Raw genomic sequence first — 13644 nt, forward strand, 5'->3', positions numbered from 1 at the left:
CCCTTTTTCTTTTATAATGATTTGTGAAGTCTGGTGTTTTAAAGGAATCTAGGCTCATTTTATGTTTGTCATACGCTTACACCTGCGCTGAAATCTCCACGCCACCGTCTGTATTTTTATGAATCTCCCCATCTGTTGTGGTTTCCTTTTTTACAACTTATATAATAGCACTTCCTCAGCTTACCTCTCGCTTATACATTATGTGTTAAGCAGAATACAGTTCACCTGAACCATAATTTTGGCAAGCCTATTTCTGATCCTTTTCATCAACCCGCCACTAAGACACTGGTTCATTTCTGTCATTTCCGATTTGGTCAGCTCTCTTGTTTTAATCATAATGTTAAGGATCACTAAAGTTGTAAACTTTACAATAAAGTCACTTAACATATAAAAAAATGGTTTAAATTTAAACCTAATGGCAGAAAAGTTCGTTATATGTAAAAAGCTGATCGGCAAATGACACCAATCAGCTTTTTTCCTGATGTTTATTCTTCTCGAATGACTAATAGTACACCAATAAAGATTAATGTGGTACCTATCCAAAAAGAGAAGCCAATTTGTTCACCTAGTAATAACCAGCCTAAAAAGGTACCGACTATTGGTTGGAAAAAGAAAAATAATCCGCCACTTGAAGCATTGAGCATTTGTAATCCACGATTCCACAGTAAAAAGGCACATGCTGTCGAAATAACTCCCAAGTATAAAAGACCGCCCCAAATAGATGGATGCATCATGGCTTGAAAATCGAGCTCAGCTAGCCGACCAATTGTAAAAGGTGTCAGTAAAGCAATTGCAACAAGAATAGCATAGCTCGTTACAACAATTTGTGAATATTGCTCCGGTACCCGTTTAATCAGAACAGACATAAGTGACCATGTCAGTGCTGCAATAAAGAGTGATACACCTCCAAGTTGATGAGACGAATCGATATGCGCATTTCCAACAATAATACAGACACCGAGTGTTGCTAAAATAATAGAAATTGCCTTTTTAAAGGTAATTTTTTCTTTTAAAATAATACGCGCAAATAGCACCATAAATGCAGGTGTCGTTGAAGTGATAATGGCACCCATTTGTGCAGTAGAAAGCATCGTACCAACTTCTTGGGTTACGATAGAAATTGTATTTCCAATAAGCCCAATGATGAAAATTAATAGCCAGTCTCGTTTTTTAATACGCCATGATTGTTTTGTTATAACGCCAATCATTAGCAATGCAAAAATGGCAATTACATAGCGAAACCAAACTAATTCAAGCGGTGGTACAAAGTCTACCACAACTTTTACCACAACGTACATCCCGCCCCAAATACTAGCAGCGAGTGATAAATATAAAGAACCTAATAAGGTGTTTTTCATTTTGTACCCTCCGTTTTATATAGACAATTCCTGTCCTTAACGGAGATGTAGTTATTCAAACCGTTAAGGAAGAATAACTTCAGGTACATCGTTTTCAAATAATGGTGACCACATCATCGGCTTTCAGCTCACTTTCATTTTGTTTACTTCATCGTACAATAATTGTATTGAATTTGGTATATAACTATTCAACGTTTCGACTACTTGTATGGTTCAAAATTTGCTGATGTGCTTGATTCTTTAAGAGTGTATTGTTTGTTGACTGTGTGCATACTGTGTATTAATATAATATACAGTTAGAATAACGAGGGGTACATATCATGAAAATTATTATTAAGAATAATTCAGGCCAACCATTATATCAGCAAATAAAGGACCAAATTAAATCAGCAATTCTTCGTGAAGAATTAAAGGCAGGAGAACAGCTACCTTCTATTCGTTCATTAGCAAACGATCTTAAGGTTAGCGTACTCACAACAAAAAGGGTGTATGAGGAGTTAGAAAAAGAGGGATTTGTTGTCACGAAAGCAGGTAGAGGATCCTTCGTAGCATCAGAAAATGTAGATATATTAATGGAGACTAAAAAGCACTTAGTAGAAAAAAAATTATCAGAAGTATGGCATATGGCTAAAAACCTAGGTATTCAGAAAGAAGAACTCTATTTAATGATGGATATACTTTTTGAAGAGGATGATGAACAATGAAGAATGTTTTAGAAGTGAAGCATTTACATAAAAAATTAGGTAGCTTTCGTTTAGATAATATCAATTTTTCTTTAAAGGAAGATTGTATTACTGGTTTTATTGGTACAAATGGGTCTGGGAAAACAAGCACTATTAAAACGATACTCGGGCTCTATAGAAAGGATTCTGGGAATATACGTTTCAAGGGAAAAGAGTTAGAAAAACATGAACAAGAAATAAAAAATCAGATAGGTGTCGTATTGGATGAAGGATATTTCTATGAAGAAATGACATTACTAGAGATGAAAAGTATAATCGCCCCTGCTTATAGTAACTGGGATGAATCCGTATTTTCAAAGAACATCAATCGATTTGATTTAAGATTGGATCAAAAAATTTCCCATTTATCAAAAGGTATGCGCATGAAGTTTGCCATTACGTTAGCTCTTTCTCATCATGCTGATTTATTAATAATGGACGAACCAACAAGTGGCCTAGATCCACTTGTTCGAAGTGAGTTAATGGAGATACTGTCAGAATTTATGAATGAAGAAGGAAAAAGTGTATTTTTTTCAACGCATATAACTTCTGATTTAGATAAAATTGCTGATGTTCTTATTCTCATTGATAATGGTCGAATTATTTTAAATGAAAGTAAAGACGAATTATTAGACCGTCATGCTTTAATAAAAGGCGACAATCAATTCATTAATCAACATACTGAAAAATTATTCTTAAGGTTGCATCAAACAGCATATGGGTTTGAGGGTATCACAGATAAACAGGAGGTGATCCTAGAACAAATGAAAGATGTCATTATAGAGAGACCATCGATTGAAAATATAATGTTAGCCTATATAGGAGGGAATGGAAATGGTTATTAATCTTGTAAAAAAGGATTTAATTCTTGCCAAAAAATATATGATACCCATGCTACTTTTTGCAGTTATAGGTCCAATCTATCTCTATTCGAAGTTAGAATTTAGTGGCGGTAGTTTTGTAAGCTTTCTTATTACTGTGATATTCGCAGAATTTATTTTATTTAATATGGTTTCAATGTCAGAAGAGAAATATAAAGGTGCAGCACTTCTATGTACAACCCCTTATACAAGAAAAGGTATCATTAAAGGAAAATACCTATTTGTTCTTTTGATCTTTATGGCCTGCTTCTTATTATATAACCTAGCAACTGTAATTGGATCATCCGTTGGCTTAGAACGGCTAACTCCTTTAAACATCGGCATAGCATTATTGGTCGTTTCTATTTTCTTTGGAATATTAATACCAATTCAAATTCATCTAGGTTATGAGAAAACAAGATATATTTCATTCTTCACAATTTTTTTAACACCTTTTGTACTTCCTACTGTTTTAAAATGGATGCAATCGTCAAACCTATCCTTTGATTATTCATTTTTTGAATTAATCCCTCAAATAATTATGGATTGGCTTCCTTTAGGTATTGCGTTATTAATTGGTTTCGTATCAATGTACATTTCATCAAATATTTATTCGAAAAAAAATCTGTAGAATACAAGATTGTAGCATATAGCCTCCCTTATCAAGGGTTAGTGTAAGGAGATTGTATTTATACAACGTTAAAGCGTCCTGCAATCAAATTTCTGCCTCTAAAATGTCTTTGCGTGGGTTATCAATACCTAGAATCTGAAATGCTCGAAAAATAAAGGGAAGAACATATTAGTCATGTTTACTATGTTCTTCCCTTTTATTATTCTTGCACCGGCTAATGTGAAAAATATCAATCAATTCATCCTTACATATTTCTTTCAGTATTTTCTCTTCTTGACTGTATGATTTTACCCATTCTTCCATCCATGGAAGCATTTGAGTTTGTCTCATAAGAACGCTCTCCCTTCAATAATGTAAACATGAGCTACATATCTCTCGTTCATGTCATTGTGCCTCAACACCTATCATGTAACGTATGTAATTTATTAGAATACAGTTACCCATAAAAAACCTGCTTTTTAATGCAAACTAGAAGCAGCCTTATCTTTAGCTGCTTCTGTAGAAAACTATTAATTTTTTGTTTTTTTGTGCAACACTAGAGATAACATTTACAGAAATTTTTTTATTTCATGAAAAGCCAAATCACGATGACCAGCCTGACAGTGTTGTTCACCGCCCGTTTCTTTGGTAAAGACTTTTGTAGTAATTGACCCTGCATTGCAGAGTTCATGCTGGATTTGCAGCAGACGACTGATTGGAACGTACTGATCATCCTCTCCAGCTAGCAGCAATACATCCTGGTTGATAAACTGACCGATCCCAGCCATTGTATGTTTCTCAAAATTTTTAATCAACGTAAATGGTGTTTTCTCACCCGTATTTTCCATGCCTTTTGTAACCTTCCAGTTTAAGTCAATATTGGAGACCATCATTTTTTGAATCATTGCATTGACTTTATCAGCTTCATTCGCAGCCAAAAGAGAAGTCAGTTTATTCCAAACATCCTCCGGCATCCGAATTTTTAGCGCATCAAGACCGCTATAGAAAATATTAAATGCAATCACTTTGTCAATCCGTTTTTCAAAAGCAGCAGCACGCATCGCCAAATAACCGCCCCATGAAGCTCCCATAATACTAACACGGTCAAGTTTAAAGTAGTCAATTACTGCAGAAACCGGTTTTTCCCAGTTATGAATGAATTTCAAACCATTTTTTAGCGCTGTCCCTTGTCCAGGACCATCAAAGACAATAATATGATAATTAATCCCTCTGATGAAATTCATCATCTTTACCATTTCTTCCATATAGGAATCATAGCCACCAAATACCTGCAAGGTTTTATCGGCACCTGGTGTAAGTAATTTAATCGCTGGAAGATAGGAATTATCATAGGGAATTTGATAGGATTCATAGACAAAATCATGAAAACCTTTATAGAAAGTCTCGCGATATTTTTGATACATTTTCTCTTTGTTGGGATCTGACGGAGCTAGATAAAATTCGGCAGCTTGATAATAGACAGAAGCAAGATCATAATCCTGCTGTTCTTCGCGCATTACGGCATATTCCAGCCAAGCTTCAAACCAGCCTTCTGTACCTGTCAGTCTTGGAACAATGCCTTTCAAATCACTGTTTGCCCGTTCATCTTCCTGATAATAGTCATTTAAAAAACGATTAATTTGCAAGTTAAATTGTTCATTGGCAACATATTGTTTAAACATCGTATCCCTCCTCCAATTGATTACAAAACCATGGTAAAGGGATTTATCCGATCTAACAATAAGCAAGAAAGTACAAGGCGTACGAAGTCGAACGATGTATATACCATTGGTTCGAAAAGAGACATGTAGAAGGGTATTGATGATATGGAAGAAGATGTTCGCGTATATAAAACCAAAAAAAGCATTTCAGAAGCACTAATCAATCTGCTGAATGAAAAAGATTTCAGTCAAATTACGATAAAAGATATTTGCACCCGCTCTTTAACCAGCAAATCTACTTTTTACAGTCATTTTGTAGACAAGTATGATCTCCTGGAAAAAATAGCAAAAAAACATGCCAGCTCTTTTAAAAAAGAAATTGCCCTGCGCTTTGAATCCATGGACCAAGGTAATGTGGCTGAAGTCATTGAAATGATTATAGATCAGACATCAGCAAATAAAACCGAGATCGCTACACTGTTAAACGTACACGTGTCTTTAGCAGATTTACGTGTAGAATTTGAGACGATTTTATACAATGCCTGCTTTTCTTATCTGGAAAAAGAACTGACCACACCAACCGTCTCGATTGATTATCTAGCCCAACTATATGTGGCAAATGCTATGGTGCTTATGAACTGGACTTTAAAAAATGATAAAGACACGAGTGCGATTGACCTGGCCGACAAAATGCAACAGTATATTTTTAATCATAAATAAGCATGTCAGCCAGACTTATTGATTAGGGATAATACCAGCGTAGTGTCAATTAACTTAACTAGTCAAAACAAGTGACGTTACAAACAACAAAGCTCTTCAACCTACTCTCTTTCTCATATGGTACAATTTTTTTAAAAATAGACAGGTGATATAGTAATGGATATAAAGGTAAGGGATTATTTGGATGCTGACTATAATCAATTTCTTGAAATGGTAAAATCCCTCTATAGCGAGGATCTTGAAGGTCAACCAATGACCCGTACGAAAGTAAACTCTACTATTAACGAGTGTAAAAAAAATCCACAAAAGATTCGGATATTCATTTTATTACACAACAATGAAATTATTGGATATTCAATACTGGTTTTCTTTTGGAGTAACGAGTTTGGTGGAAACATTCTATTCATAGATGAGTTATACGTTAAAGAAGATTCCAGAGGTAGAGGGATAGGTGCTTATTTTCTTAATTATATAGAGAAAATGGATAATATCGTTGCCCTTCAACTAGAAACAAATCCTTCCAATAAGAGGGTATGTAACTATTACACAAGATTAGGGTTTGAGGTTGTGGGAAATACTCAACTGATCAAAACCAAAGGATACTAATACGTCCAGCTAAAGAGCGCGGTGTTTGCACGTTGGCAATGACTCATTTCTATCATTTCTGAATCAGTTAGTTCCCTTGTTTTTTAATAAGCCAAAGCTCTACCATGCGTTGGTGTTTCTCTATTCTCATAGTCCAATACATTCTATGTAGATGTAAGAAGTACTGTTTAGATTCCACACTAACCAACATCCTCTACAGGTATCCACCAGAAATCCCCAGCATTTTTTTAACTTATTCTGCTTACATGTTCTATCAAAATTATCCCCCTCTCCATCCGGATTCAATCACGCCTCGATCTTCTTTCGTTGCTTTCCACCAGCTACTTGGTAAGCGCATAGTCATACTGTCGAGAGTCAGATATCCTGTAACAAAACTCGGCTAGCTCGTCCTCTTCCATGATCAGTTTCTTATCCTCATGGATTCTCTTCAGATAAATCCAACCAAGCTAATTTTTAATTTAATTTTTGACATATTTGTTAATTATTTGAATATATAAAGGTTTTGCTATGTAAAAATAGAACCCCTACTATGTACGGATAAAATATAAGGAGGAAATGTGATTATGTTATTTTCAAAAAACAAAGTAATAACAGCAGTAACCACTCTTACATTAGGTTTTGGATTTACGATGGGAGTAACACCAGCTCTTGCGGATTCAAATCAATCATCATTACAGCATACTTCTATCTCTTCTGTTGAGAAAGAGGAACAACAGCCTTTCACTGGCTATGTCATTTCTATTGATAATATATACATGGTTGTGGCAAATACTTCTACAAAAGAAGAAGCACTTTCCTATAAAGATAATTGGTGGGATTTAGCTTCTCAAAACAAAATATTAAGAGTCCCTGTATCTACTGGTGACCATTACGTTCTAGGAGAAAAATTGAATGTATTTGCAAAAGCATGGACTTTGTCAATTCCACCAATAGCAATCGCACCTACGATTGAAAAAATAGCTGATTAAAATCATACTTTTGTCTTGTCATTCAATATTTCAATAAAAAATACGACCTGAAAATCCCAGATATGATGTATTAATAACAAGACAAAATTCCCTAAAAGCATATCGTAAAAAGCTAACTTATTTTATAAGTTAGCTCAGCGTGTAGACAAAGTACCGTAAGGTACGAAGGTCTGCACGCTTTTTTGTTAGTGCATGAATAAAGCAGAAAGGAGGGAGTTTATTGTTAAAAAAACAGGACATTGTAGGACGTTATCAATTATCTATTGTTCCGTATCTTTTCCTCACTCTGCCTGATGCGGCTTGACTTCATGCAGGCTACGTAGTATTTTATTAATTGCATAATCAGTAATGATAATCATTTTCATTATTTATTTAGAGTAATAAGAAGCTTACTGCTATCATTTTAGGAGGTTACATCCATGAATTTGCTGAAAAGAATACGTACAAAAGGGGGCATCTTCCTACTCTTTGCGCTGGTGGTAAGCGCTTGTGGAAATAATGCTTCTCCTATTGAACAAAAAGAAACAACACAAGAGAAACAAGCAGAAACCAGAATCTATAAAACAGAAAAAGGAGATATTACTATACCCGCCCATCCACAACGTGTTGTGGTAGGTGTTCAAGATTATGTTGGTGATGTACTAGCACTAGGGATTAAACCCGTAGGAGCTGCTGGCTGGGTGTTTGATACCCCCTACTACAAAGGGCATCTAGATGGTGTTGTAAAGGTTGGAGATAAGCAAGGTGTTTCTATGGAAACCATTATCGGTTTAAAGCCAGATCTCATCCTCACCTATCAAGAGGAATCTTATGAACAACTTTCTAAGATTGCTTCTACCGTTTTCATTCCGTATGGCAAATCTACTTACCGCGATCGATTGATAGAGATGGGTAAAATCCTTAATAAGGAAGCAGAAACTAAGGATTGGCTAAGCAACTTTGACAAAAAAATTGCTGAGAAGAAAAAAGAACTCTTTCAAAAAGTAAATCCAAACGAACAAGTCGCCATTGTCGAAATTTCTGATAAAGATATATTTATTTATGGAAAAACCTATGGACGTGGCGGAGATATTCTTTATGATGAATTAGGTTTACATGCACCAGCCAAAGTAGAAGCAGATGTATTTGAAACAGGCTGGGCTAAAATTTCTTTGGAAGCAATCCCAGATTATCTAACAGAAGCTGATCATATTTTTCTTGGCGTTCGCAATACAAGTGTAGGGACGACGAGTGGTACTGGTGCTAGCAAAAAACGGGTCGTTGAAACAACTATATGGAAGAACCTCCCCTCAGTTAAATCCGGTCATATTTACGAATATGACGTACAATCCATGTACTTTAAAGATGCTATGGCCCTAAATAACCAACTAGATCAAATTGTCAATAACCTCATGTCTAAAAAATAAGTTCGAACCAGAAGAGTATGTAGCTACTCCTTATTGGAGTAAGCTACACGCTTTTTTTGTTTCCCATTTTGCTTAAGAGAATCAGTCTATGATTTCGGAGTTCAATAACAAGTAAATAATCTCACTTTAAAATAGGGGGTAAAACTAGTCGCTATTGCTGATATTGACCCCTCCATGAAACAATCTGGTGAATCCCCCATGAGTCCAGAGGCTAGTGATTATTAAAAAAGCTTCTCGTAATCGCGAATTCCCTCTGAAATTATTTCACTTCCCAAATCTAGTCGGTTATATGAGTAACCCCCCTTTAGCAGTAACTGAAGGGGGGTTAAATACAATTTATTCTCGTTCATAACGTATACGTATCGCGTCGATCGACTACTTAACCTGTCTCGCATATATTTGTTTTCCTTCATGTGTAAACACACCCATTCGTTTAATACCTGCTATTGTGTATTCAATTGCAACCGTCTCATTTCTCGGAGGCGTGAGCAGTTTGTGCGGAAATGGGAATGGCTGTTGATTCGCTATGTCCGTAATGATATGTATATCAGTGTGATACAGCTTGCCGGTCTGATTCAGCTGCTTCAGTTTTTCTGGTTTATCCAGCTTGTAACTCAGTGTTGTAATAGCTTTGTCCATGGCATTTATTTTCTGAAAAAAATATCCGTCTTTTGTTTTCGAAACAGCAATAAACTGTCCGTCATTCGTCTCCTTAATAAAAGCGTACTTTTTTGACACGAAGGTCCCTTTTTTGTCCATCAGCAAATAAAATTCTTCCTTATCCTTTTTTCCTGATACGATGATTACGCCCGAATGAAAGTTTGATTCCACCTTGTAATTTCGTGAAGGCTTCAATACGACTTTTCCTTCGTGAGTGATGAAGTGAGTCATGCCGTTTATTTTTACACGGTGTAATCCTTCGCTATATCCCATATATTCATCGAAAAATGGTTTGCAGTATACTTTTCCATTCATATCTTTTAAACCGAATTTGTAGGATGTAATCATTCCATTACTTTTTTGATATTGCACAAAAGGGTAGTGATGAATATCGTACGCTATTTTACCCGTATATTGATCTGGAATACTCCACCATTGTTCCTCACCGGTAAGCTGTTTGGTGGTTTTGGTACGGACATTGTAAAAGTAAGACTGTTCATTGTCATAAGATAAAAACCATTCGCCATCAATTTGCGAGAACGAATTGTCGTACGAAGCCGTTTCCTGAATGTTTCCTTGCTTGTCGTAAATAATATACTCGCTGTACTTAAACATAACTCCTGTTTTAAAGAAGCCATATCCATTTCTGAACGGACTGATGTAGCCAGGCCAATCCGTGAATTCCTGACTTGCTATTATTTTTCCAGTGGGGGATACAAGCGCGAAAAATGGGAATGGTTGACGACCCTTAAACAGTGGGTCCGCATCCAGAAGCGGTCTCATAAATGGAACAAAGAATGGCTCTGTCAAACCAGGTGGCACCTGAATCTCCTTCTCTGTCGGGATATCATCATTCATCGAGATGATCTGTTGCTCTGCTTGTACGACATGCGGAACGAGTAAAAAAGTGAGACACAAAGAAAGTATGATCTTGAAATATTTGGTAGATTTCACAGTAAGGTTCTCTCGCTTTACTAGTGTTTTTATAATTTGTTCTTACCAATAAATACGATTGGAATTAGCTGACTGTCATATTCGAAATGTTTAAGGAAGAAGTGTTAACGTTACTTAGGGCGCATAACTGCACGTTAGCTCAATAACTCTTTTTCAGTCTAATACTTTATTTTACAGTCTACAACTTTATTTTCACGGAACAATACTTACATCATCCTGCCTGTTAGTTCAAAAAAGAGAACGCTCCCGCGCGTTTGGGGAAGAGAAAACAGCCACCTAATCTAAACGATAGGTGACTGTGTATATTTACTTGCTTGACTGCTTTAAAAAATCGTTTGGTTTTACAGGTTTCCCTTGTTTGTACACGGTAAAATGCAGTTTATTTCCGGTTGATTCAGACGAGCCCACTGCAGAATTTTTTGTCTTTTTTTACATAATATCCTATTTTAACAAGAAAAGATCCTGGTTTAATGCTCCCATAAATGTCATGAACTCTGAATTATGATCGATGATTATCGTTTCTCCAAAACCTTATAGACTACCCACTACCATAACAACACCATCATTTGCGGCAACGATAGATGTTCCTTTTGGAGTAACGTAATCAATACCGTCATGGAAAGTTCTACCTTGGTTCCGTGCTACTAAAATACTTTTTTCATAGAATTCTCCCAGTGAACCATATATGTATGACTATGTAAATTATGACAAAACATATGGGGATAGTTACAAGTTTTACGATATACAAATAGTTATGATGTAAAGTTTTAGGCAACAAATAAAAACTCACTTTTGAAAAATATGCCATTTTTTTGTACTCTTTCATTTGAAAATTCATTTAGAACTTTTTTCACAGCAGACTTCCACTCGGTCTAGCGTTGGTACTGTGCAGGTTTTTGACACCCCACTCTCCCCTAAAACCTTCCTACACTTTTAAAAACTTACCTCACCCACTTTCTGCGACTCTGTGAACATCTGTACTTGGGCCTTGCTACGCATGGTAGGTATTCACCCAATAATGCATGGATAACCCCCCAAAAAGTATACAGCTAAATATAATATCGAGAACAATCAGATTAAGATAAGGAGTGATTGTATTTGGTTTGTTATCGTGTCCCTCGTACCTATGACGAATGTATGGAGTACATAAGAAAAAGCACCGCATTGGGTGCTTAGCTACAATCTATTAATTTTTCTTTTTACTACTATCTACTAGTTTTACTCCTTTAGGTAAATCAAGCGTAAAATCTTTTTCATTAAATGTAGGATTAAAATTCACTTTGGTTACTGTATATTCTGAAGCCTGTGTCCCATTGTTGTCATTAATAGTTTCCTTTAATAGAAAACCCGTTTTTTTATCAACCCACAAATCTGTCAGGTAGACACGAGTCTTTCCCTGGAAAACGTTTTCTTGTTTGCGAGAAAAATGATATACCGGTCGATTCAGGAATGATTCTTCTACAACATGAAAAGTCATCTTACTGTCAGCTTGGATAGCTTCTTCCTTAAATCTTATCAGCTTTTGTTTTGTATGATTGATTTTATTATCAGCAATTGCTGTTACTCCTGCTGGGAAGAGCACTGCTTCCTTATTCCCCGCCTTATAAGACCTGGACTTACCTCCCTTACTAACGTAATAAGTTATCCTATCCTTATCAAATTCCTCTGCACGCAGCTCATTTTTTGTCGTATTATCCCAAATTTTACTTTGTATTGTATATGTTTCTTTGTTATTATTGGGCAAAATGATAGTAGACGTAAAGGTAGTTTCTGAGTATGTGGAAATTGGTTGTTTTTGATTGATTTCAGCAATCACCTGATCCAGATTCAAGGTTTTCTGCTGAATAGCTGTTGCGTTCACTGTTTGAGCAAAAACATGGGAAAATGGGGAAGCAGCCGAGAGAGCAAGAGTGAACATACTTAGGGCTAGAAATACTTGTTTTTTCATGAAATACCAACCTTTCTTTTTTCTTATTCCCCTATTTGATCCAGCAAAACAGATTTTGTGACACCACATCTTTCGATATTGGTTCTTGCCTTTATAGATCATAAAAAATCATCGATCTTACATTGCTCTATGTCTCCCTATTTTGTAAGAATAAAAAATAGCCACCCGTAGGTGACTAACCTTCAAATCTCATGATAATCGTCCTAGAATATAAAAGCACTAATCTGATCCACATTTGGAGTGGAGTGCTACATAATAAATCTGTCGCTCTACTTCAGTAAGTGAGGTGTTTGCCAGACTCCTCTTTTTAATCAGCAGTGAATGACATTGTTGGCTTCCAATATCTGCTTCATCAACAGATCGTCCTTTCATGTATCCTTTATAGGCTCATACTTACTGTAGGGATCACGTCACAAAACGAAAAAAATCGTACGTTAGCTTACAATTTTTTTCGTTTCAAAAAACCACAATGACCCTAGTATGCCGATTATCGCTTGTACTGATCCTCTAAGACAAGCCATCGCCTCGATGACGGATACAATGCTCGGATCAATACAGTGAAATCTGGCTCTTAAGCTAGGTTTCGGAACCGTTGATTTACAGATGAGATCCGCCACTTGCATCAATCAATTGACCGGTTACCCAACGGCTGTCCGATGAGGCAAGAAAGGCGGCCATATCCCCCACATCTTCAGGCTCCCCCCACCTGTTGAAGGTTGAAAGACCAGCGGCAAATTTCTGTCCATTGGGATCTTGCAATGTCCCAGCATTCATCTCCGTATAACAAGTGCTCATTAAACTACAGTATGAGGCCGCGAAATTGAGGTATCGTGTATCAGATAACAAGAGTAAGTTCGAAAACACATGAAGAATATTTACGACTAATGAAAAAAAATGTGGGCTTCTAGGTGTAAAGTGGAATGTTTTTGCAAAAGCATGGCCTTTGTCAATTCCACCAATAGCAATCGCACCTACGATTTAAAAAATAGCCGATTAATATCATACTTTTGTCTTGTCATTCTATATATTCAATAAAAAATACGGCCTAAAATTACCATTTGTGATGCTTTTTCAATTTTACGAACTAAATGATCAGAAGGGACAAGCTCATCTAACGAAACAACGGACAGTTGGTAACGGGCTTCTGCATCTTGTCTTTTTAACAAGAAAC

13 protein-coding genes and 2 pseudogenes are annotated in these 13644 nt (G+C 36.1%); 7 read left to right on the forward strand and 8 right to left on the reverse strand.

All coding sequences use genetic code 11. The annotated features are described in order from the left end of the window. Positions 1-485: 485 nt before the first annotated feature. A complete protein-coding gene (locus tag BrL25_RS00890) occupies positions 486-1358 on the reverse strand; it encodes a DMT family transporter (protein WP_018674154.1) in 873 nt (290 codons plus the stop codon). A 320-nt stretch (positions 1359-1678) separates the two neighbouring features. Between BrL25_RS00890 and BrL25_RS00895 the strand changes: the two genes are divergently transcribed. Genes BrL25_RS00895 through BrL25_RS00905 form a run of 3 tightly spaced genes read left to right on the forward strand, consistent with a single transcriptional unit; the run spans position 1679 to position 3571 of the window. Next, a complete protein-coding gene (locus BrL25_RS00895) occupies positions 1679-2062 on the forward strand; it encodes a GntR family transcriptional regulator (RefSeq protein ID WP_018674155.1) in 384 nt (127 codons plus the stop codon). Further along, on the forward strand, positions 2059-2925 hold the full coding sequence (locus BrL25_RS00900) for an ABC transporter ATP-binding protein (protein ID WP_018674156.1): 867 nt from the start codon (positions 2059-2061) through the stop codon (positions 2923-2925). Before BrL25_RS00895 ends, BrL25_RS00900 begins: the two co-directional genes overlap by 4 nt. Then, positions 2915-3571: an ABC-2 transporter permease gene (locus BrL25_RS00905; RefSeq protein WP_018674157.1), complete on the forward strand. Its 657-nt coding sequence runs from the start codon at positions 2915-2917 to the stop codon at positions 3569-3571. The genes BrL25_RS00900 and BrL25_RS00905 overlap by 11 nt, the downstream gene beginning before the upstream one ends. Before the next feature lie 168 nt (positions 3572-3739). Here BrL25_RS00905 and BrL25_RS00910 read toward each other — a convergent pair whose 3' ends face one another. Both BrL25_RS00910 and BrL25_RS00915 read right to left on the reverse strand, forming a co-directional pair. Continuing rightward, positions 3740-3901 (reverse strand): hypothetical protein, encoded by a 162-nt coding sequence (locus tag BrL25_RS00910; RefSeq protein WP_018674158.1) that lies wholly within the window; start codon positions 3899-3901, stop codon positions 3740-3742. A gap of 218 nt (positions 3902-4119) precedes the next feature. Next, entirely contained in the window at positions 4120-5232 is a 1113-nt protein-coding gene (locus tag BrL25_RS00915; RefSeq protein WP_018674159.1) for an alpha/beta fold hydrolase, read from the reverse strand. A gap of 144 nt (positions 5233-5376) precedes the next feature. Between BrL25_RS00915 and BrL25_RS00920 the strand changes: the two genes are divergently transcribed. Both BrL25_RS00920 and BrL25_RS00925 read left to right on the forward strand, forming a co-directional pair. Beyond that, positions 5377-5931, forward strand: a complete 555-nt coding sequence (locus BrL25_RS00920; RefSeq protein ID WP_018674160.1) for a TetR/AcrR family transcriptional regulator — start codon at positions 5377-5379, stop codon at positions 5929-5931. 156 nt (positions 5932-6087) lie between these two features. Continuing rightward, positions 6088-6537 (forward strand): GNAT family N-acetyltransferase, encoded by a 450-nt coding sequence (locus tag BrL25_RS00925; RefSeq protein ID WP_018674161.1) that lies wholly within the window; start codon positions 6088-6090, stop codon positions 6535-6537. Positions 6538-6716: 179 nt separating this feature from the next. Here BrL25_RS00925 and BrL25_RS26440 read toward each other — a convergent pair. Beyond that, positions 6717-6935, reverse strand: a pseudogene (locus tag BrL25_RS26440) (YolD-like family protein). Between the two features lie 165 nt (positions 6936-7100). On the opposite strand from BrL25_RS26440, the gene BrL25_RS00935 reads away from it, so the two are divergent. Then, on the forward strand, positions 7101-7505 hold the full coding sequence (locus BrL25_RS00935; RefSeq protein WP_018674162.1) for a DUF3221 domain-containing protein: 405 nt from the start codon (positions 7101-7103) through the stop codon (positions 7503-7505). A gap of 419 nt (positions 7506-7924) precedes the next feature. Beyond that, a complete protein-coding gene (locus BrL25_RS00940; protein WP_018674163.1) occupies positions 7925-8911 on the forward strand; it encodes an iron-hydroxamate ABC transporter substrate-binding protein in 987 nt (328 codons plus the stop codon). A gap of 375 nt (positions 8912-9286) precedes the next feature. Here the strand turns inward: BrL25_RS00940 and BrL25_RS00945 are convergent, their stop codons facing one another. From BrL25_RS00945 to BrL25_RS24600, 4 genes and pseudogenes are all read right to left on the reverse strand, one after another. After that, on the reverse strand, positions 9287-10525 hold the full coding sequence (locus BrL25_RS00945) for a hypothetical protein (RefSeq protein ID WP_018674164.1): 1239 nt from the start codon (positions 10523-10525) through the stop codon (positions 9287-9289). A gap of 1186 nt (positions 10526-11711) precedes the next feature. Then, the gene (locus BrL25_RS25410) at positions 11712-12473 is read right to left on the reverse strand and encodes a LolA family protein (RefSeq protein ID WP_018674165.1); all 762 of its coding nucleotides are present in this window, start codon (positions 12471-12473) and stop codon (positions 11712-11714) included. A gap of 597 nt (positions 12474-13070) precedes the next feature. Further along, positions 13071-13253: pseudogene (locus BrL25_RS00955) on the reverse strand (SDR family oxidoreductase); the annotation flags it as partial. A 248-nt stretch (positions 13254-13501) separates the two neighbouring features. After that, a complete protein-coding gene (locus BrL25_RS24600) occupies positions 13502-13639 on the reverse strand; it encodes a hypothetical protein (protein WP_018674167.1) in 138 nt (45 codons plus the stop codon). Between the last annotated feature and the right edge of the window lie 5 nt (positions 13640-13644).

Source organism: Brevibacillus laterosporus DSM 25, from assembly GCF_002706795.1.
Lineage (GTDB): Bacteria > Bacillota > Bacilli > Brevibacillales > Brevibacillaceae > Brevibacillus_B > Brevibacillus_B laterosporus.

Excerpts from the sequence above, each read along its gene's own strand:
- BrL25_RS00895 (WP_018674155.1), top strand. The coding sequence starts at position 1,679 with ATGAAAATTATTATTAAGAATAATTCAGGCCAACCATTATATCAGCAA.
- BrL25_RS00900 (WP_018674156.1), top strand. The coding sequence starts at position 2,059 with ATGAAGAATGTTTTAGAAGTGAAGCATTTACATAAAAAATTAGGTAGC.
- BrL25_RS00905 (WP_018674157.1), top strand. The coding sequence starts at position 2,915 with ATGGTTATTAATCTTGTAAAAAAGGATTTAATTCTTGCCAAAAAATAT.
- BrL25_RS00935 (WP_018674162.1), top strand. The coding sequence starts at position 7,101 with ATGTTATTTTCAAAAAACAAAGTAATAACAGCAGTAACCACTCTTACA.
- BrL25_RS00910 (WP_018674158.1), bottom strand. The coding sequence starts at position 3,901 with ATGAGACAAACTCAAATGCTTCCATGGATGGAAGAATGGGTAAAATCA.
- BrL25_RS00920 (WP_018674160.1), top strand. The coding sequence starts at position 5,377 with ATGGAAGAAGATGTTCGCGTATATAAAACCAAAAAAAGCATTTCAGAA.
- BrL25_RS00940 (WP_018674163.1), top strand. The coding sequence starts at position 7,925 with ATGAATTTGCTGAAAAGAATACGTACAAAAGGGGGCATCTTCCTACTC.
- BrL25_RS00890 (WP_018674154.1), bottom strand. The coding sequence starts at position 1,358 with ATGAAAAACACCTTATTAGGTTCTTTATATTTATCACTCGCTGCTAGT.
- BrL25_RS25410 (WP_018674165.1), bottom strand. The coding sequence starts at position 12,473 with ATGAAAAAACAAGTATTTCTAGCCCTAAGTATGTTCACTCTTGCTCTC.
- BrL25_RS00925 (WP_018674161.1), top strand. The coding sequence starts at position 6,088 with ATGGATATAAAGGTAAGGGATTATTTGGATGCTGACTATAATCAATTT.
- BrL25_RS00915 (WP_018674159.1), bottom strand. The coding sequence starts at position 5,232 with ATGTTTAAACAATATGTTGCCAATGAACAATTTAACTTGCAAATTAAT.